Source organism: Streptomyces sp. NPDC026589, from assembly GCF_040638385.1.
Classification (GTDB): Bacteria; Actinomycetota; Actinomycetes; order Streptomycetales; family Streptomycetaceae; genus Streptomyces.
In genome coordinates, this window is the sequence record NZ_JBEZYG010000006.1 from 276,282 (window position 1) to 293,637 (window position 17,356).

The 17,356-nt window shown below is 72.1% G+C and carries 15 protein-coding genes and 1 riboswitch; of the genes, 9 read left to right on the plus strand and 6 right to left on the minus strand.

The genetic code is table 11. The annotated features are described in order from the left end of the window. The first annotated feature begins 262 nt into the window (after positions 1–262). The 5 genes from AB0F29_RS13250 to AB0F29_RS13270 all read left to right on the plus strand — a co-directional run bounded on the left by AB0F29_RS13250 (position 263) and on the right by AB0F29_RS13270 (position 6,507). Positions 263–1,093 (plus strand): methyltransferase domain-containing protein, encoded by an 831-nt coding sequence (locus AB0F29_RS13250; protein ID WP_361870961.1) that lies wholly within the window; start codon positions 263–265, stop codon positions 1,091–1,093. A gap of 181 nt (positions 1,094–1,274) precedes the next feature. After that, entirely contained in the window at positions 1,275–2,381 is a 1,107-nt protein-coding gene (gene rlmN, locus AB0F29_RS13255; RefSeq protein WP_361870963.1) for a 23S rRNA (adenine(2503)-C(2))-methyltransferase RlmN, read from the plus strand. Positions 2,382–2,460: 79 nt separating this feature from the next. Further along, a riboswitch (TPP riboswitch) is annotated at positions 2,461–2,577 on the plus strand. A gap of 81 nt (positions 2,578–2,658) precedes the next feature. After that, positions 2,659–3,753, plus strand: coding sequence for a thiamine ABC transporter substrate-binding protein (locus tag AB0F29_RS13260; RefSeq protein WP_361870966.1), 1,095 nt, complete (start codon positions 2,659–2,661; stop codon positions 3,751–3,753). Between the two features lie 80 nt (positions 3,754–3,833). Continuing rightward, entirely contained in the window at positions 3,834–5,468 is a 1,635-nt protein-coding gene (locus tag AB0F29_RS13265) for an iron ABC transporter permease (RefSeq protein WP_361871154.1), read from the plus strand. A gap of 4 nt (positions 5,469–5,472) precedes the next feature. After that, positions 5,473–6,507 (plus strand): ABC transporter ATP-binding protein, encoded by a 1,035-nt coding sequence (locus AB0F29_RS13270; RefSeq protein ID WP_361870968.1) that lies wholly within the window; start codon positions 5,473–5,475, stop codon positions 6,505–6,507. Between the two features lie 4 nt (positions 6,508–6,511). Here the strand turns inward: AB0F29_RS13270 and AB0F29_RS13275 are convergent, their stop codons facing one another. Further along, entirely contained in the window at positions 6,512–7,180 is a 669-nt protein-coding gene (locus AB0F29_RS13275) for a response regulator transcription factor (RefSeq protein ID WP_361870970.1), read from the minus strand. Then, the gene (locus tag AB0F29_RS13280; RefSeq protein ID WP_361870972.1) at positions 7,174–8,457 is read right to left on the minus strand and encodes a histidine kinase; all 1,284 of its coding nucleotides are present in this window, start codon (positions 8,455–8,457) and stop codon (positions 7,174–7,176) included. The genes AB0F29_RS13275 and AB0F29_RS13280 overlap by 7 nt, the downstream gene beginning before the upstream one ends. Positions 8,458–8,598: 141 nt before the next feature. Here AB0F29_RS13280 and AB0F29_RS13285 point away from each other — a divergent pair, with 141 nt between their 5' ends. The 3 genes from AB0F29_RS13285 to AB0F29_RS13295 all read left to right on the plus strand — a co-directional run bounded on the left by AB0F29_RS13285 (position 8,599) and on the right by AB0F29_RS13295 (position 11,701). After that, a complete protein-coding gene (locus AB0F29_RS13285; protein ID WP_361870974.1) occupies positions 8,599–9,915 on the plus strand; it encodes a hypothetical protein in 1,317 nt (438 codons plus the stop codon). Further along, on the plus strand, positions 9,912–11,120 hold the full coding sequence (locus AB0F29_RS13290) for a glycosyltransferase family 4 protein (protein WP_361870976.1): 1,209 nt from the start codon (positions 9,912–9,914) through the stop codon (positions 11,118–11,120). Before AB0F29_RS13285 ends, AB0F29_RS13290 begins: the two co-directional genes overlap by 4 nt. 125 nt (positions 11,121–11,245) lie before the next feature. Next, a complete protein-coding gene (locus AB0F29_RS13295) occupies positions 11,246–11,701 on the plus strand; it encodes an SRPBCC domain-containing protein (RefSeq protein ID WP_217230848.1) in 456 nt (151 codons plus the stop codon). A gap of 72 nt (positions 11,702–11,773) precedes the next feature. Here the strand turns inward: AB0F29_RS13295 and AB0F29_RS13300 are convergent, their stop codons facing one another. The 4 genes from AB0F29_RS13300 to AB0F29_RS13315 form a co-directional block, all read right to left on the minus strand. Beyond that, positions 11,774–12,934: a hypothetical protein gene (locus AB0F29_RS13300; protein WP_361870979.1), complete on the minus strand. Its 1,161-nt coding sequence runs from the start codon at positions 12,932–12,934 to the stop codon at positions 11,774–11,776. Continuing rightward, a complete protein-coding gene (locus tag AB0F29_RS13305; protein WP_361870982.1) occupies positions 12,916–13,653 on the minus strand; it encodes an ATP-binding cassette domain-containing protein in 738 nt (245 codons plus the stop codon). Before AB0F29_RS13305 ends, AB0F29_RS13300 begins: the two co-directional genes overlap by 19 nt. A gap of 216 nt (positions 13,654–13,869) precedes the next feature. After that, the gene (locus AB0F29_RS13310) at positions 13,870–15,249 is read right to left on the minus strand and encodes an aspartate aminotransferase family protein (protein WP_361870983.1); all 1,380 of its coding nucleotides are present in this window, start codon (positions 15,247–15,249) and stop codon (positions 13,870–13,872) included. Next, a complete protein-coding gene (locus AB0F29_RS13315) occupies positions 15,234–15,725 on the minus strand; it encodes an Lrp/AsnC family transcriptional regulator (RefSeq protein ID WP_007452460.1) in 492 nt (163 codons plus the stop codon). The genes AB0F29_RS13310 and AB0F29_RS13315 overlap by 16 nt, the downstream gene beginning before the upstream one ends. 177 nt (positions 15,726–15,902) lie before the next feature. Here AB0F29_RS13315 and AB0F29_RS13320 point away from each other — a divergent pair, with 177 nt between their 5' ends. After that, a complete protein-coding gene (locus AB0F29_RS13320) occupies positions 15,903–17,342 on the plus strand; it encodes a gamma-aminobutyraldehyde dehydrogenase (protein WP_361870986.1) in 1,440 nt (479 codons plus the stop codon). The last annotated feature ends 14 nt before the right edge of the window (positions 17,343–17,356 follow it).

Sequence of the window (17,356 nt, forward strand, 5' to 3'; positions counted from 1 at the left end):
CTTCGGCGCCCCCGCGCTCCGTCCCACCTGCACGTTTTACGAGTGAGGGTCCGTCGTCCACAGGGCGGCGGACCCTCGCCCGTCTCTGTCTGCGACACCCGTGATCCATGACCGGGTCCGGCGACCCGGCAGGCCCGCGCGGAGGTCACCGTCGGGCCATGCGTGCCTACCGGTCCCGGCGGTCTCTTCGTACTCCAGGACCCCTTGGCTTCCCCGCTTCAACGCACTGGACCTGTCCACCGGTATCCAGGAAACTGCGACCATGCTGAATCCCGAATTAGCACCCTCCGTCATGCGGTTCTACGGCGAGACGGCCGACGAGGACAGCCGTCTGCGCACCTCGGCAGACGGCCGGATGGAACTGGTCAGGACCCAGGAACTCCTCCGGCGCTTCCTGCCCCCTGCGCCGGCGCGTGTGCTCGACGTGGGCGGGGGGACGGGGATTCACGCTGAATGGCTGGTGAAGGACGGCTACGACGTCGCCCTGGTGGACCCGGTGCCCCGTCACGTCGAGGCCGCGTCGGCGGTGTGCCCGGCGGTCGTCGGGGACGCGCGCGACCTGCCCGAACCGGACGACACCTTCGACGTCGTGCAGCTCCTCGGGCCGCTCTACCACCTGCCCGACCCGGCGGACCGGCAACGGGCGCTCGCGGAAGCCTCTCGGGTGGCCAAGCCCGGCGGGCTGGTCGCCGCTGCCGCGATCAATCGCTATGCGTCGCTCTTCGAGCACGTCACGTACGCCCACCTGCACACCGAACGGATACACCACTCCGTCTCCAAGATTCTGGAGACGGCGGTCTACGACGGATCGCGGGGGTTCACCCTGTCGTACTTCCACCGGGCCGAAGAGCTGGTGGCGGAGCTGGTCGCCTCCGGGCTGGAGGATGTGCAGGTCTTCGGCATCGAGGGCCCCGCCTGGTCGCTGGTGAAGGCGGCGGAACAGCAGCCGGGCGAAGGTCCCACGGCTGAGCTGATCGCGTCAGCCATGGACGCGGCCCGCATGGCGGAGCCGTACCCGGAACTCCTCGCCGCCAGCTCGCACCTCTTGGCCGTCGGTAAGGTTCCCGCCGACAGTGCCGACCGACGGCCCTGACCTGCGGACGGGGCCACGGGCCGGGCCGCCCGTGGGCCGTCGGAGGGCTGCCGACGACCGACCCACAACCACCATCCACGACCGGCACCGTCCGGCCCGGGGCGTCGCTGAGCTGGGTGATGACCGCTGAGCCGGGTGATGACCCGGGGCACCTCGTCGTGTCTGCGACACTGGATGAACCATGCCTAAGCCCGGAGAACTCACTTTCGTCGCGCCCCGCGGATCCAAGAAGCCGCCGCGGCACATCGCCGACCTCACGCCCGCCGAGCGCAAGGAAGCGGTCGCCGCGACCGGTGAGAAGCCGTTCCGCGCCCAGCAGCTCTCGCAGCACTACTTCGCGCGGTACGCGGCCGACCCGGCCGAGTGGACGAACATCCCGGCCGGATCGCGGGAGAAGCTGGCCGAGGCGCTGTTCCCCGACCTGATGTCCGTGCTGCGGCACATCAGCTGCGACGACGACACCACACGCAAGACCCTGTGGAAGCTGCACGACGGGACGCTCGTCGAGTCCGTCCTGATGCGCTACCCCGACCGCGTCACGATGTGCATCTCCTCGCAGGCCGGCTGCGGTATGAACTGCCCCTTCTGCGCCACCGGGCAGGCCGGCCTCGACCGCAATCTGTCGACCGCCGAGATCGTGCACCAGATCGTCGACGGTATGCGCGCCCTGCGCGACGGCGAGGTGCCCGGCGGGCCCGCGCGGCTGTCCAACATCGTCTTCATGGGCATGGGCGAGCCGCTCGCCAACTACAACCGGGTGGTCGGCGCGATCCGCCGTCTCACCGACCCGGAGCCTGACGGTCTCGGCCTCTCGCAGCGCGGGATCACCGTCTCCACCGTGGGCCTCGTCCCGGCCATGCTGCGCTTCGCCGACGAGGGCTTCAAGTGCCGCCTCGCCGTCTCGCTGCACGCCCCGGACGACGAACTGCGCGACACCCTGGTCCCCGTCAACACCCGGTGGAACGTCCGCGAGGTGCTGGACGCCGCCTGGGAGTACGCGGAGAAGTCCGGCCGCCGGATCTCCATCGAGTACGCCCTGATCCGGGACATCAACGACCAGGCCTGGCGGGGCGACCGGCTCGGCCGGCTGCTCAAGGGCAAGCGGGTGCACGTCAACCTGATCCCGCTGAACCCCACGCCCGGCTCGAAGTGGACCGCCTCGCGGCCCGAGGACGAGAAGGCCTTCGTCGAGGCCATCGCAGCCCACGGCGTGCCCGTCACCGTCCGGGACACCCGCGGTCAGGAGATCGACGGGGCCTGCGGGCAGCTCGCGGCCTCCGAGCGCTGAGGGCTGTCCCGTAGCCCTTGGCCTCTCCCGCCCGGGCGGCCGAAATCCGCCGGTGTAGCCTGGGCCCGAAATCAACTTCATATTCCGACAGGGGAGCGCCACAGCGCTGAGAGTGCGGCACCAAGGACAGGTTGGCCGCAGACCCTCTGAACCTCGCCCGGGTCATTCCGGGTAGGAAGTTCGGACCTTACTCAAGCTGTTGCGCCCTGCCCGCTTCCGGTTCGCCGGACAGCGGGCGGGGCCGCGTCTCTTCCTGGTCATCTCCAGGAGGAATCACATGAACACCACCACGAAGTACGCGGCGACAGTGCTCGCCGCCGCTCTCGGCGTCACCGTGCTCGCGGGGTGCGGCGACGACGGTTCCGCCGGCTCCGGGGAGTCCATGGGCCCCGGCTCCAAGACCGTGACCCTGGTGAGCCACGACTCCTTCAACGTCTCGGACAAGGTGCTGAAGGCGTTCACGAAGGAGACCGGCTACAAGGTCGAGATCCTCAAGAGCGGCGACGCCGGGGCCGCGCTCAACCAGGAGATCCTCACCAAGGGCTCCCCGCGCGGCGACGTCTTCTTCGGCGTCGACAACACCCTGCTCTCCCGCGCCCTCGACAACGGTCTGTTCACCGCGTACGAGGCCAAGGGCCTGGACACGGTCGCGGCGGACACGCAGACGGACGAGAAGAGGCGGGTCACGCCCGTCGACACCGGCGACATCTGCGTCAACTACGACAAGAAGTACTTCGCCGACAAGAAGCTCGCCCCGCCGAAGACCTTCGACGACCTGCTCAAGCCCGCGTACAAGAACCTCCTGGTCACCGAGAACGCCGCGAGCTCCTCGCCCGGCCTCGGCTTCCTCCTCGGCACCATCGCAGCCCAGGGCGAGGACGGCTACGAGGCGTACTGGAAGAAGCTGAAGGCCAACGGCGTCAAGGTCGTCGACGGCTGGGAGCAGGCCTACAACGAGGAGTTCTCCGGCTCCGCGGGCGGCAAGAAGGCCAACGCCGACCGGCCGCTCGTCGTCAGTTACGCCTCCAGCCCGCCCGTCGAGGTGCTCTACGCCGACCCGCAGCCCAAGGAGGCCCCCACCGGGGTCGCCACCGGCACGTGCTTCCGGCAGACCGAGTACGCGGGGCTGCTGACCGGGGCGAAGAACGAGGCGGGCGGCAAGGCACTGCTGGACTTCATGATCAGCAAGACGTTCCAGGAGGACATGCCGCTGAACATGTTCGTGAACCCGGTCGTGGAGGACGCTGCCCTCCCCGAGCTGTTCACCAAGTTCGGCGAGAAGATCGACACGCCTCCCACCGTCGCACCCGAGAACATCACCGCCAACCGTGAGCAGTGGATCCAGTCGTGGCAGTCGCTGGTCCTGAAGTAGAGCCCGGGGCGAAGACCGCCGGGGCCGACCGGGAACGGCACAGGACCGGGCGGCGCGGGGCCGCGCTGCGGCTCGGCCTGATGGCCGTGCCCGTGGCGTTCTTCGCGGTGTTCTTCGCCTATCCCGTGACCGCGATCGTCGGCCGCGGGCTCAAGGCGGGGGGCGACTGGCAGTTCGGGCGGATCGGCGAGGTGCTGGCCCGCCCGGACATCCTCGACGTCCTCTGGTTCACCACCTGGCAGGCCCTCGCCTCGACCGCGCTCACCCTGCTGATCGCCCTGCCCGGGGCGTACGTCTTCGCCCGGTTCGACTTCCCCGGCAAGCAGCTGCTGCGGGCGGTCGTCACGGTGCCGTTCGTGCTGCCCACCGTCGTCGTCGGCACCGCGTTCCTGGCGCTGCTGGGCCGGGGCGGACTCCTCGACGAACTGTGGGGCGTCCGCCTGGACACCACCGTGTGGGCGATTCTGCTGGCCCACGTCTTCTTCAACTACGCCGTGGTCGTACGGACGGTGGGCGGGCTCTGGTCCCAGCTGGACCCCCGGCAGGAGGAAGCCGCCCGGGTGCTCGGCGCCGGACGGTTCGCGGCCTTCCGCCGGGTGACGCTGCCCGCGCTCGCCCCGGCCGTCGCTGCCGCAGCGCTGATGGTCTTCCTCTTCACCTTCACCTCCTTCGGCGTCGTGCAGATCCTCGGCGGGCCCGCCTACTCCACCCTGGAGGTGGAGATCTACCGGCAGACCGCGCAGCTGCTGGACCTGCCGACGGCCGCCGTGCTGACCCTGGTGCAGTTCGCCGCGGTCGGCGCGATCCTCGCCGTGCACGCCGCGACCGTACGCCGCCGGGAGCGGGCGCTGAAGCTGGTCGACCCGGCCCGGACCTCCCGCAGGCCGCGCGGCCCCGGACAGTGGGCACTGCTCGGCGGCGTCCTGCTCACCGCGCTGCTGCTGATCCTGCTGCCGCTCGGGGTCCTGGTGGAGCGCTCCTTCGACGGCGCTGCTGGAGCCGGCGGATCCGGCGGGTACGGCTTCGGCTACTACCGGGCCCTCCAGTCGGCCGGGTCCGGCGGCTCCTCCACCTTCCTGGTCCCACCGCTGGAGGCCGTCGGCAACTCCCTGCGGTACGCGCTCGTCGCGACGCTCATCGCGCTCGTCGTCGGCGGGCTCGCGGCGGCGGCCCTGACCCGGCGGGCCGGGCCGCTGGTCCGCGGCTTCGACGCGCTGCTGATGCTGCCGCTCGGGGTGTCCGCCGTCACCGTCGGCTTCGGCTTCCTGATCACCCTGGACGAGCCGCCGCTCGACCTGCGCACCTCCTGGATCCTGGTCCCGCTGGCCCAGGCCCTGGTCGGCGTCCCCTTCGTCGTACGGACCATGCTGCCCGTACTGCGCGCGGTCGACGACCGGCTGCGGGAGGCAGCCGCCGTGCTGGGGGCCTCCCCGCTGCGGGCCTGGCGGGAGGTCGATCTGCCGCTGGTGCGGCGGGCGGTGCTGGTCGCGGCGGGTTTCGCCTTCGCCGTCTCCCTGGGGGAGTTCGGCGCGACGGTCTTCATCGCGCGGCCGGACAACCCGACCCTGCCGGTCGCCGTGGCCCGGCTGCTGGGCCGGTCCGGGGAGCTCAACTACGGGCAGGCGATGGCCCTCAGCACGATTCTGATGCTGGTGTGCGCGGTGTCGCTGCTGCTCCTCGAACGTATCCGCACCGACCGATCCGGGGAGTTCTGAAGAGATGCTGAGCTTGCGGGAAGCCACCGTGCGGTTCGGGAAGCGGACGGCGCTCGACGCTGTCGACCTGGAGGTGGCCGACCACCGGATCGTCTGCCTGCTCGGTCCCAGCGGCAGCGGGAAGTCCACCCTGCTCCGGGCCGTGGCCGGGCTCCAGCCCATGGACGGCGGCCGGGTCCTGCTGGCCGGACAGGACCAGAGCGGCGTCCCGGTGCACCGGCGCGGCCTCGGCCTGATGTTCCAGGACCACCAGCTCTTCCCGCACCGGGACGTCGGCGCCAACGTCGCCTTCGGGCTCCGGATGCACGACGTCGGGCGGACCGAGGCCGTGCGGCGGGTTCGTGAACTGCTGGAGCTGGTCGGTCTGCCCGGCGCCGAACGCCGCGCGGTCGCCGCGCTGTCCGGCGGTGAACAGCAGCGTGTCGCCCTGGCCCGCGCGCTGGCCCCGCGCCCGAAGCTCCTGATGCTGGACGAGCCGCTCGGCCAGCTCGACCGCAGCCTCCGCGAACGGCTCGTCGTCGAACTGCGCACCCTCTTCCAGGAGTTGGGTACCACCGTGCTGGCCGTCACGCACGACCAGGGCGAGGCGTTCGCGCTCGCCGACCGGGTCGTGGTGATGCGGGACGGCCGGATCGCGCAGGAGGGCGGCCCGCTGGACGTCTGGCAGCGCCCCGCCTCGGCGTTCGTCGCCCGGTTCCTCGGCTTCGACAACGTCACCGGGGCGACCGTGACCGGCCGGGCCGCCGCCACCCCCTGGGGCAAGGTCCCGGTGCCCGAGGGCTCCCCGCAGGGCGAGGTGGATCTGCTGGTCCGGCCCGCCGGGGTCCTGATCGGCGCTCCCGAGGACGGTCTGCGCTGCACGGTCGGCGTCCGCACCTTCCGGGGGAACCACGTGACCGTACGCCTGGCGCCCGAGAACGCGCCGGTGCTGGAGGCCGAGTGCGCCCTGCGGGACACCCCGGACGAGGGCGCGGTCGTGGGCGTCCGCTTCGACGCGGCGGAGACGGTGGTGCTGGCGGCAGGGGCGGACGCCTCCTAAGGACTCAGGGAGCCTGTGTCCCCGCCACCACCAGCCCCAGTTCGTACGCCAGGATGACCGCCTGCGCCCGGTCCCGCAGTCCCATCTTCGCGAACAGCCGGTTGATGTGGGTCTTCACCGTGTGGTCGGTGATGGTCAGCCGGTCGGCGATGGCCGCGTTGGACAGGCCCCGCGCGATCAGCACGAGCACCTCCGCCTCGCGCGCGGTCAGTCCGTCGATCGAGCGCGGCGGGGGAGCGCTGACCCGCTGGCGGGTGAACTCGGCGATGAGCCGCCCGGTGATCTCGGGAGCCAGCAGGGCGTGGCCGCCCGCCACCACCCGTACCGCGTGCATCAGCTCGGGGAAGGTCGCGTCCTTGAGCAGGAATCCGCTGGCTCCGGCGGCGAGGGCGTCGAACACGTACTCGTCCAGGCCGAACGTCGTCAGCATCAGTGCCCTCGTCGCCCCGCCCGACGCCGCGACGATGCCGCGCGCCGCGTCGATGCCGCTGAGCCTGGGCATGCGGATGTCCAACAGCGCCACATCGGGTCGCAGTTCGGCCGCCCTGAGCACGGCCTGCTCGCCGTCCTCCGCCTCTCCGACCACCTCGATGTCGTCCTGTGTGTTCAGCAGGCCGGAGAACGCCGTCCGCACGACCGCCTGGTCATCGGCCACCAGCACCCGGATCACCACGGCAGTTCCGCCTCCACGAGAAAGCCGCCGGCCGGGCTCCGGCCGGTGGTGAGACCACCGCCGAGCAGGGCGGCTCGTTCGGCCATGCCCACCAGTCCGTGCCCCGGCCGTCCGGAGCCGCCGGAGAGATCGGGGCCCGGCCCGTCGTCCGTCGCGCGGACCGTCAACAGGCCCGGGCGGTAGTGGAGTTCCACGATCGTGTGCGCACCCGGGGCATGCCGTCGGGCGTTCGTCAGCGCCTCCTGGACGATCCGGTACGCCGACAGCTCCCAGGACGCGGGCAGTGGCGCCCGCTCGCCGGTGACCCGTAGCTCGGCTGCACCGCCCGCCGCCCGGTGTTGGCCGAGGAGGTCCTCCAGACCGGCCAGCGAGGGCTGCGGGGCGGTGAGTGGCGCCGTTTCGGCGCCGTCGCCCGTCCGCAGCACTCCGAGCAGCCGCCGCAGCTCCGTCATCGAGGACCGCGCGGTGCCCGCGATCTCCTGGAAGGCGTCCCGCGCCGGGGGCGAGAGGTCCGGCGTCGTGTACGTGGCGCTCTCGGCCCGCACCGCGATCACCGACACCGAGTGGGCGATCATGTCGTGCAACTCCCTTGCGATCGCGGCCCGTTCCGCCTCGGCCGCCTGCCGCCGCTCCATCGCCAGCAGCCGGGACTGCGCGGCGGCCCGGGTGTGCCGGGTCTCCTCGCGCGCCCGCACCGCGTCGCCCGTGCTCACCGCACCCAGGACCATCACCGTCAGCACCAGCGTCTCGGCGTACAGCCCCAGGCTGAACCTGTCCGTGCCCTGGAGCGCGGGCAGCCCGGGGGAGCCGTCCCGCGCCCACCGGTCGATGTGCACCAGATTGACGGACAGCGCGGCCAGCGAACCGGCCAGGACGAGCACCGCCGGATGCTGCACCCGGTGCCGCCCGAGCGTGTAGCAGCCGATCAAGGACCCGGCGATGGTGGCGTACGCCATGTTGCCGTCGGTCGCGAAGCTGAGGAGGGCCGCGCCCACGGTCAGGAACCCCACGGCGGGCCGCGTCGCCCGCAGAGCCAGCGAGGCCGTGCAGACCAGCACCCCGAAGGCCGTGATCGCCGAACCCGGTACGACGGCCAGCTCCACGACCGCGAAGAGCGTCAGCGCTCCTCCGGTCAGCCAGGCGTACGCGGGCTCCGCCGTCCAGTGCCGCAGTCGCCGCCGGATGCCCCGGCCCGCCGTCAGGACGTCGGCGGTGGCTGTGGCGGTGGCCGTAGCGGTGGCGGTGGCCGGACGGTCCGGCGGGACGGTTCGCGTCATACGGCGATTGTTCGCCACCCGACGGGCCGGCGCATCGGAGCAGGGGTGGAGTTCGCGGAGCCGTCTCATGCCACGGGTTGACCTCAAGGACCGGACGGTGGTGTGACGTTCCGTGAACGGCCCGTTCCTAGCCTCGGACGCATGGCCACTTTCGCGCTCCCCGCCCCTTCCGACCTGCACCGGGACCGTCCCGCGCGGCCCGGTGACGCGGCTTGGTGGGCGTTCTGCGCGGCCACCGCCCTGGCGCTCGGGACCTTCTCCTCGCTCGGCCCGCACCGGGTCTGGGGCGCCGCCGCGACACTCGGCTACACGGCCGCCGCGGTGCTCGCGGGCCGCGGTCGGAGCCGCCGCACGGCCGGGGCGGTCGCCGTCACCGGCGCGGTGCTGCTGCCCCTGCTGGTGCTTTTCGCCGTGGGCCGGGCGCAGTTGGAGGTGGACGTCGTCGCCCGCTCGGCTGGGCTCCTGCTCTCCGAGGGCACGCCCTATCTCGAACGGCCCACCGTGCCCGAGGACTTCAACCCGTACCTCCCCGGTATGGCGGCCTTCGGGATACCGGAGGCGGTGGCCGGGCCCGGACCGTTCACCGACCCCCGGCTGTGGATGGGCGTCGCTTTCCTCGGCGCGTTCGCCCTCGCCCTCCCGGCGGGGGCCCGCCGGGAGGCGCCCCGATGGCTCGCCGCCTGCCCCCTGGTGGCGCTGCCGCTCGCGGTCGGCGGCGTCGATCTGCCGGTGGCCGGGCTGATGTGCCTGGGGCTGGCCTGGGCGGGGCGGGGGTGGGCGGGCCGGGCCGGGCTGGCGCTCGGTCTGGCCGCCGCCCTCAAGTGGACCGCGTGGCCGGCGGTGCCGGTGGCCCTCGCCCTGCTCGCCACGGCCTCCGGCGACGGACACCGGGGGAGCCGACGGGGTATCGAAGACGACGGCCGTCCGGGGGCCGGCGCCGTGCTCGAAGACGACGGCCGCCGGGGGAGCCGCGCCGCCCTGCGCTGCGGGTTCGCCGCCCTGCTCACCGCCGTCGCGCTTGTCCTGCCCGCCGCACTGCGCGACCTGGGGGCCTTCCGGACCCATGTCGTCGACTTCCCCCTCGGGCTGACCGGAGCGGTCTCATCCGCCGCCAGCCCGCTCCCCGGCCATCTGCTCGCCACCCAGGTCCCCGGTGGCCGGACCCTGGCTCTCCTGCTGCTCGGGGTGAGCGCTCTGCTCCTCGCCGTCTCCCTGCTCGTCCGGCCGCCGGCGACGGCGTCGGCCGCCGCCGTGCGGCTCGCGCTCGGACTGCTCCTGGCCATCGCGTTCATGCCCGCGAGCCGGTTCGGCTATCTGGTGCACCCGTTGGTCCTTGCGGCCTGGGTCCTCGCCCGGCAGCGGTCCGCCCATTCCCACGGCCTACGAGAACGGGTGCGCGGACTCGTCATCGACCCCGTACGCGTACTCGTACACGGACGGAAGCAGGCCTCCCGATGACGCGCCGCCGCACCCTCGTGGTGACCAACGACTTCCCGCCGCGCCAGGGCGGCATCGAGACCTTCGTCCACGCCATGACCAGCCGGTTCCCCACGGACTCCGTCGTCGTCTACACCTCCGCCGAACCCGGGGCGGCCGCCCATGACGCCGCCCTGCCCCACCTCGTGGTCCGCGACCCGGCCCGCACCCTGCTCCCGGTCCCGCGCGTCGCCGCCCGTGCGGTGGAGATCGCCCGTCGCCACGGCTGCGACAGCGTCTGGTTCGGGGCCGCCGCCCCGCTCGGGCTGCTGGCGGACCGGCTGCGCCGGGAGAGCGGGGTGCGGCGGGCCGTCGCCACGACGCACGGGCACGAGGTGTGGTGGGCCCGCACGCCCGGGGCGCGGACGTTGCTCCGGCGGATCGGCGACCGCGTCGACACCGTGACTTATCTGGGCGAGGCGACCCGCGCACCCATCGCCGCCGCACTCGGCCCGGCCGCCGCCCGCCGCATGGTGCGCCTGGCGCCGGGGGTGGACGCGGAGGCGTTCCGCGTAAGGGAAGCGGCGCACGATGCCGTACGGGAGTGGCCGCGCGACGCCGTACGGTCCGGGGCGGGGGAGGGCATACGCCCTCGGGCGGGCGGCGTCCGCGAGCGGTACGGCCTGGGCGGGCGGCCCGTGATCCTCTGCGCGGCGCGGCTCGTCCCGCGCAAGGGCCAGGACACCCTGATCCGCGCCCTGCCCGCCGTGCGGCGCGCCATACCCGGCGCCGTACTCCTGCTGACCGGAGACGGGCCCTACGCCCGGCCCCTGCGTCGGCTCGCCGCGGACACCGGGGTCGCGGACGCGGTGGTCCTCGCGGGCGGGCAGCCGCACGCGGCGATGCCGGAGCACTACGCGGCGTGCGACGTCTTCGCGATGCCGTGCCGCACCCGCAGACGGGGCCTGGAGGTGGAGGGGCTGGGCATCGTCTTCCTGGAGGCCGCCGCCGCCGGGCTGCCGGTCCTCGTCGGCGACTCGGGCGGCGCGCCGGACACCGTACGGGACGGGGAGACGGGGCATGTGGTCGACGGGCGCGACGTCGCCGCCGTGGCGGACCGGCTCGTGGCGCTGCTGCGGGACCGGGAGGGGGCCCGGGCGATGGGGGAGAAGGGCCGGGCGTGGGTCCGCGAGGCGTGGGGGTGGGAGGGGGCGTACGACACCCTCGCGGGACTGCTGACCCCCTGACCCGGCCTTGCTGACCCCCTGACCGGCGTGGCAGAGGGGCGGCGGGCCGGGCAAGCTGGAGGCGGACAGCCCGCGCCCGGCGCTCCGGCGGCGCGGGACGGCCGGATCGGACAAGGACCGTGATCATGACCGGTGGCACCCGCGAGGGCATCGACCTCACCCGCGTCCTGCACGCCCCTCAGCAGCGCGTCTTCGCCGCCTGGACCTCACCGGAGGACTTCGCCGCCTGGTACGGGGGAGAGGCGGACGTCCCCCTGGACCGGGTGGCGATGGACGTACGGGCCGGCGGGGCGTGGAGCCTGGTCATCGTGATGCCGGGAGTGGAGATGCCCTTCCACGGGATCTACCGCGAGGTGAGCGAGCCCGACGGTCTCGTCCTCACGCTGAAAGACGCCTCGGCGCCCGAGGACGCCGAGGGCGAGATCGTCACCGTCACCTTCAGCGACCTCGGCGACGGGACCACCGAGCTGGCCTTCCAGCAGCGCGGCGGGAACCTCACTCCCGAGCAGTACGCGGCGGCGGAGGACGGCTGGGAGGCCTTCTTCGACGCCCTGGCCGCCCGCCTCGCCACCCATCCCTGAGCCTGCCGGGCCTCCGTCCCCTGACCTACGGGGCTCCCGTCCCCGGACCCCCGAGAGGCCGCCGCCAGCGGTTCACCTCGCCAGCGGAAGCGCCGCCAACTGCGCGATCACCCACGTCAGCGGGGCGAACAGGGCCAGCAGCGCGCCCGCCCGCAGCGCCGTCGCCCGGCGCAGCGTGGCGGCCGGGGCGCCCATCCTGAGCAGCGCCTCGACCGTGTGGGCGCGGGCGTGCCTGGCCTCCAGCGCCGAGGTCAGCAGCGTCGCCGCCGTACAGCCGAGGACCAGGACCGCACCGAGCGCGGTGAGCGGGCCGTACGGGCGCTCATCGCCCCCGTACAGCGCCGAAGCGGCGATCGCCGCGGACAGCACCGCGCAGACGACCCCGAGCGGGCGGCCGATCCGGCGCGCCTCGTCCATCAGGACCCGCCCCGCCAGCAGCCGTACGGCACCGGGGCGCACGGCCTGCAGCGCCCGCCCGCACAGATAGGTGAGGCTCGGCCCCGCCATCGCCAGGCCGACCGCCGTGAGCGTCCACCCGATCAGTACCGCCACCGGGGTGGAGTCGTACCGTCCGGGCAGCGGGAACGCGCTCCCCGCAGCACCCCGTGACGCGATCGCCTCGACCGCGAGTCCGGCAGCCGTCAGCGCCACGCCCCAGGGGAGCCCGGCCGGGGCGGGTGCGGGCTCCGGCAGCTCCTCGGAGCCGAAGGTGTCCCGGGCCGGGTCGGGCCGCGTCCGCAGCGCCAGCGCGCTCGCCGTCGACGCGGCCACCGGTACGAGCGCCAGCAGCATCAGCGCGGCGGCCACCGGCAGCGGGCTGCCCGCGCCGAGGAACTCCGCGGCGCCCCCGTCGAACGGCATCCCGGTGAGATCGCCGCGCAGATGCAGGAAGAAGAGCAGGGCCACCATGGAGCCGAGCGTGGTGGAGACGGCGGTGGAGACCGCGGCCACCGCGGACAGCCTGACCGGGCCGAGGCCCACGGAGGAGAGGCCCGGACGGGGCCGGGTGCTCGGGTCGGTCCGGGCCACCGCCACGGCGAACTGCACCGTGGCGGCCAGCGGGACGAAGCACCAGAGCAGCCGCAGCACCGAACCGGCGGACGCCGGGTGCGCGGCGGCGTACCCGAGGGCGCACAGGAGGAGGAACCCGACGCCGGCCGAGGCGGCGGCCACCAGCAGTCGCCGGACCAGGACGAGGGGATGGGACCCGCGGGCTAGACGGAGAGCGAGCACGCCGCGCGGCCCTCCGCTTCCGGTTTCGCGGGCACGGTACCGGTGGCGACACAGCGGCCGTCCAGCAACGGGACGGCCCGGTCGGCGAGCGCGGCGACCTCGGCGTCGTGCGTGGCCAGCACGACGGTGATGCCGTGGGAGCGGGCCGCCGTGGTCAGGGTGCGCAGCACCTGGGTACGGTCCGCGCGGTGGAGGGTCGCGGTGGGCTCGTCGGCGAAGATCACGGTCGGTGCGCCGCAGAGGGCGCGGGCCACCGAGACCCGCTGGCGCTGCGCCTGGAGGAGCGCGTGCGGCCGCTTCTTGGCGAAGGCGGCGATGTCCAGGCGCTCCAGCCATTCGGTGGCGGTCTTCCGGGCGGCCCGGTGCGAGACGCCGCGCAGCAGCAGGGGCAGCGCGGTGTTCTCCCAGGCGGTCAGCTCCGGGACCAGCTCCGGATCGGAGGCGATCCAGCCGAAGCGCTCCCGGCGCAGCTGTTCGCGGACCCGGGGCGCCATGGTGTGGACGGGGACGCTGTTGAACCACACCTCGCCCTGCTGGGGCACCAGCCGGCCCGAGAGGCAGTGCAGCAGCGTGGTCTTCCCGCTGCCGCGCGGCCCGGTCACAGCGAGGATCTCGGCATCCTGGACACCGAGGGAGACACCGCCGAGACCGGGCGATCCGTTGTGGGAGTGGTGCAGGGAACGCGCCCAGATCACGTCGTTGTCCGGCGGGGCCACCATGGCGTACACCTCGGTTCAGGTCAGATTTCCCGTTCCCCCGTACGGGGGAACGAAGACGCGGCCGATCGGTCACTCGGCACCGTAGATAGTCGGACCGGTGTGGGCGCACAGCACGCGGCCCGGATACGCCCCTTCTCACTCGAAGGGGCGTATCCGGGCCGGAGAACCGTATGAAATGACCGCCGGTGGGAGATCGGCCGGGGGACCTGGTGACGGTCAGAGCTTCGTCCAGGCCTCCGTGAGCACGGCCCGCAGAATGCCCTCGATCTCGTCGAACGTCGACTGGTCGGAGATCAGCGGCGGGGCGAGCTGGATGACCGGGTCGCCGCGGTCGTCGGCCCGGCAGTACAGGCCGTTGTCGTACAGCGCCTTGGAGAGGAAGCCGTACAGGACGCGCTCGGTCTCCTCGTCGGTGAACGTCTCCTTGGTGGCCTTGTCCTTCACCAGCTCGATGCCGTAGAAGAACCCGTTGCCGCGGACGTCGCCGACGATCGGCAGGTCGTGCAGCTTCTGCAGCGTCGTCAGGAAGGCGTTCTCGTTGTCGAGGACGTGCTGGGTGAGGTTCTCGCGCTCGAAGATGTCGAGGTTGGCGATGCCCACCGCGGCGGAGACCGGGTGGCCGCCGAAGGTGTAGCCGTGCAGGAAGGTGTTGCCGCCCTCGTAGAACGGCTGCGCGATCCGGTCCGAGACGATGCAGGCGCCGATCGGGGAGTAGCCCGAGGTCATGCCCTTCGCGCAGGTGATCATGTCCGGCACGTAGCCGAACTTGTCGCACGCGAAGATGGTGCCGAGCCGGCCGAAGGCGCAGATGACCTCGTCGGAGACGAGCAGCACGTCGTACTTGTCGCAGATCTCGCGGACCCGCTGGAAGTAGCCGGGCGGCGGCGGGAAGCAGCCGCCCGCGTTCTGCACGGGCTCCAGGAAGACGGCCGCGACGGTCTCGGGGCCCTCGAAGAGGATCTCCTGCTCGATCTGGTCGGCGGCCCAGCGGCCGAAGGCCACCGGGTCGTCACCGAAGAGCGGGGCGCGGTAGATGTTGGTGTTCGGCACCTTGTGCGCACCGGGGACCAGCGGCTCGAAGGGGGCCTTCAGGGCGGGGAGGCCGGTGATGGACAGCGCGCCCTGCGGGGTGCCGTGATAGGCGACGGCACGCGAGATGACCTTGTACTTGGTCGGCTTGCCCTGGAGTTTGAAGTACTGCTTGGCCAGCTTCCAGGCGGTCTCGACGGCCTCGCCGCCACCGGTGGTGAAGAAGACCTTGTTGAGGTCGCCCGGGGCGTAGTCGGCGAGACGCTCGGCCAGCTCGACGGCCTTGGGGTGGGCGTAGGACCACACCGGGAAGAAGGCGAGCTCCTGGGCCTGCTTGTACGCCGTCTCGGCGAGCTCGTGACGACCGTGACCGGCGTTGACCACGAACAGGCCGGAGAGACCGTCCAGGTAGCGCTTGCCCTTGTCGTCGAAGATGTACGTTCCCTCGCCACGCACGATGGTGGGAACGGGCGCGTTCTCGTAGTCCGACATGCGGGTGAAGTGCATCCACAGGTGGTCGTACGCGGTTCGGCTGAGGTCCTTGCTCACGGCTATCGGGTTCCCCACATATAGGTCTGCTTCTTGAGCTTGAGGTAGACGAAGCTCTCGGTGGAGCGCACTCCGGGAAGGGTCCGGATGCGTTTGTTGATCATCTCCAGCAGGTGGTCGTCGTCCTCGCAGACGATCTCCACCATCAGGTCGAAGGAGCCCGCGGTCATGACCACGTACTCGCACTCGGCCATGGCCGACAGGGCCTCGGCCACCGGGTCGAGGTCGCCCTCGACGTTGATGCCGACCATCGCCTGGCGCCGGAACCCCACGGTGAGCGGGTCCGTGACGGCGACGATCTGCATCACGCCCTGGTCGAGCAGCTTCTGGACGCGCTGGCGCACAGCCGCTTCGGAGAGGCCGACGGCCTTGCCGATCGCGGCGTACGGACGCCGTCCGTCCTCCTGGAGCTGCTCGATGATTGCGAGGGAGACGGCATCGACCGCTGGCGGTGATCCGTTCCCGGTCCTGGAGTCTGCGCTGCGACTGGCCACACACCCACCATGCACCGCTCCTCGTCTGTCTCGCAACCCCAGATCGATGAAATTCGTTGTCTGGGTGCCTGGATCTGACTGAATCCGAAGTTGAGGGCGGGTGGCTATGTCGAAAGCGTCACCGGAACGATTAAGGTGGACGTCTCACCCATCGGACAGCCGACAGGAGGGGTGGTTGTGACCACCGAGGTGCGCCGTCTGCGCAACTACATCAACGGAGAGTTCCGGGACGCCGTGGACGGGCGGACCATCGATGTGGTCAGCCCGGTGACGGAAGAGGTCTACGCGACCTCGCCGCTCTCCGGTCAGGCCGACGTCGATGCCGCCATGGAGGCCGCCGCGGCGGCCTTCCCCGCTTGGCGCGACACCACGCCCGCCGAGCGCCAGAAGGCCCTGCTGAAGATCGCGGACGCGTTCGAGGAGCGGGCCGAGGACCTGATCGCCGCCGAGTCGGAGAACACCGGCAAGCCGCTCGGTCTGACCCGCAGCGAAGAGATCCCGCCGATGGTGGACCAGATCCGCTTCTTCGCGGGGGCCGCACGACTCCTCGAAGGCCGCTCGGCCGGCGAGTACATGGAGGGTCTGACCTCCATCGTCCGCCGTGAGCCGGTCGGCGTCTGCGCCCAGGTCGCGCCGTGGAACTACCCGATGATGATGGCCGTCTGGAAGTTCGCCCCGGCGCTCGCCGCGGGTAACACCGTCGTCATCAAGCCGTCCGACACCACCCCGGCGTCGACCGTGCTGATGGCCGAGATCATGGGGCAGATCCTGCCCAAGGGCGTCTTCAACGTCCTGTGCGGCGACCGGGACACCGGCCGCGCCATGGTCGAGCACCCGATCCCGGCGATGGCGTCCATCACCGGTTCGGTACGGGCCGGCACGCAGGTCGCCGAGTCCGCGGCCAAGGACGTCAAGCGGGTCCACCTGGAGCTCGGCGGCAAGGCGCCCGTCGTGGTCTTCGACGACGCCGACATCGCCAAGACCGTCGCGGGCGTCTCCGAGGCGGGCTTCTTCAACGCGGGCCAGGACTGTACGGCCGCCACCCGCGTCCTGGTCCACGAGTCGATCCACGACGCGTTCGTCACCGCGCTCGCCAAGGCCGCCGCCGACACGAAGACCGGGCAGCCGGACGACGAGGACGTGGCGTACGGCCCGCTCAACAACGCCAACCAGCTGAAGCAGGTGAGCGGCTTCATCGAGCGGCTCCCCGCCCACGCCAAGGTCGAGGCGGGCGGCCACCGGGTCGGAGACAAGGGCTACTTCTACGCCCCGACCGTCGTCTCCGGCCTGAAGCAGGACGACGAGATCATCCAGAACGAGGTCTTCGGACCCGTCATCACCGTCCAGTCCTTCACCGACGAGCAGCAGGCCGTCGACTACGCCAACGGCGTCGAGTACGCGCTCGCCTCCTCGGTGTGGACGACGAACCACTCCCGCGCCATGCGCATGTCCAAGAACCTCGACTTCGGCTGCGTGTGGATCAACACCCACATCCCGCTGGTCGCCGAGATGCCGCACGGCGGATTCAAGAAGTCCGGCTACGGCAAGGACCTCTCCGCGTACGGCTTCGAGGACTACACGCGCATCAAGCACGTCATGACCTCCATCGAGGACTGACGCTTTCGCCGCGA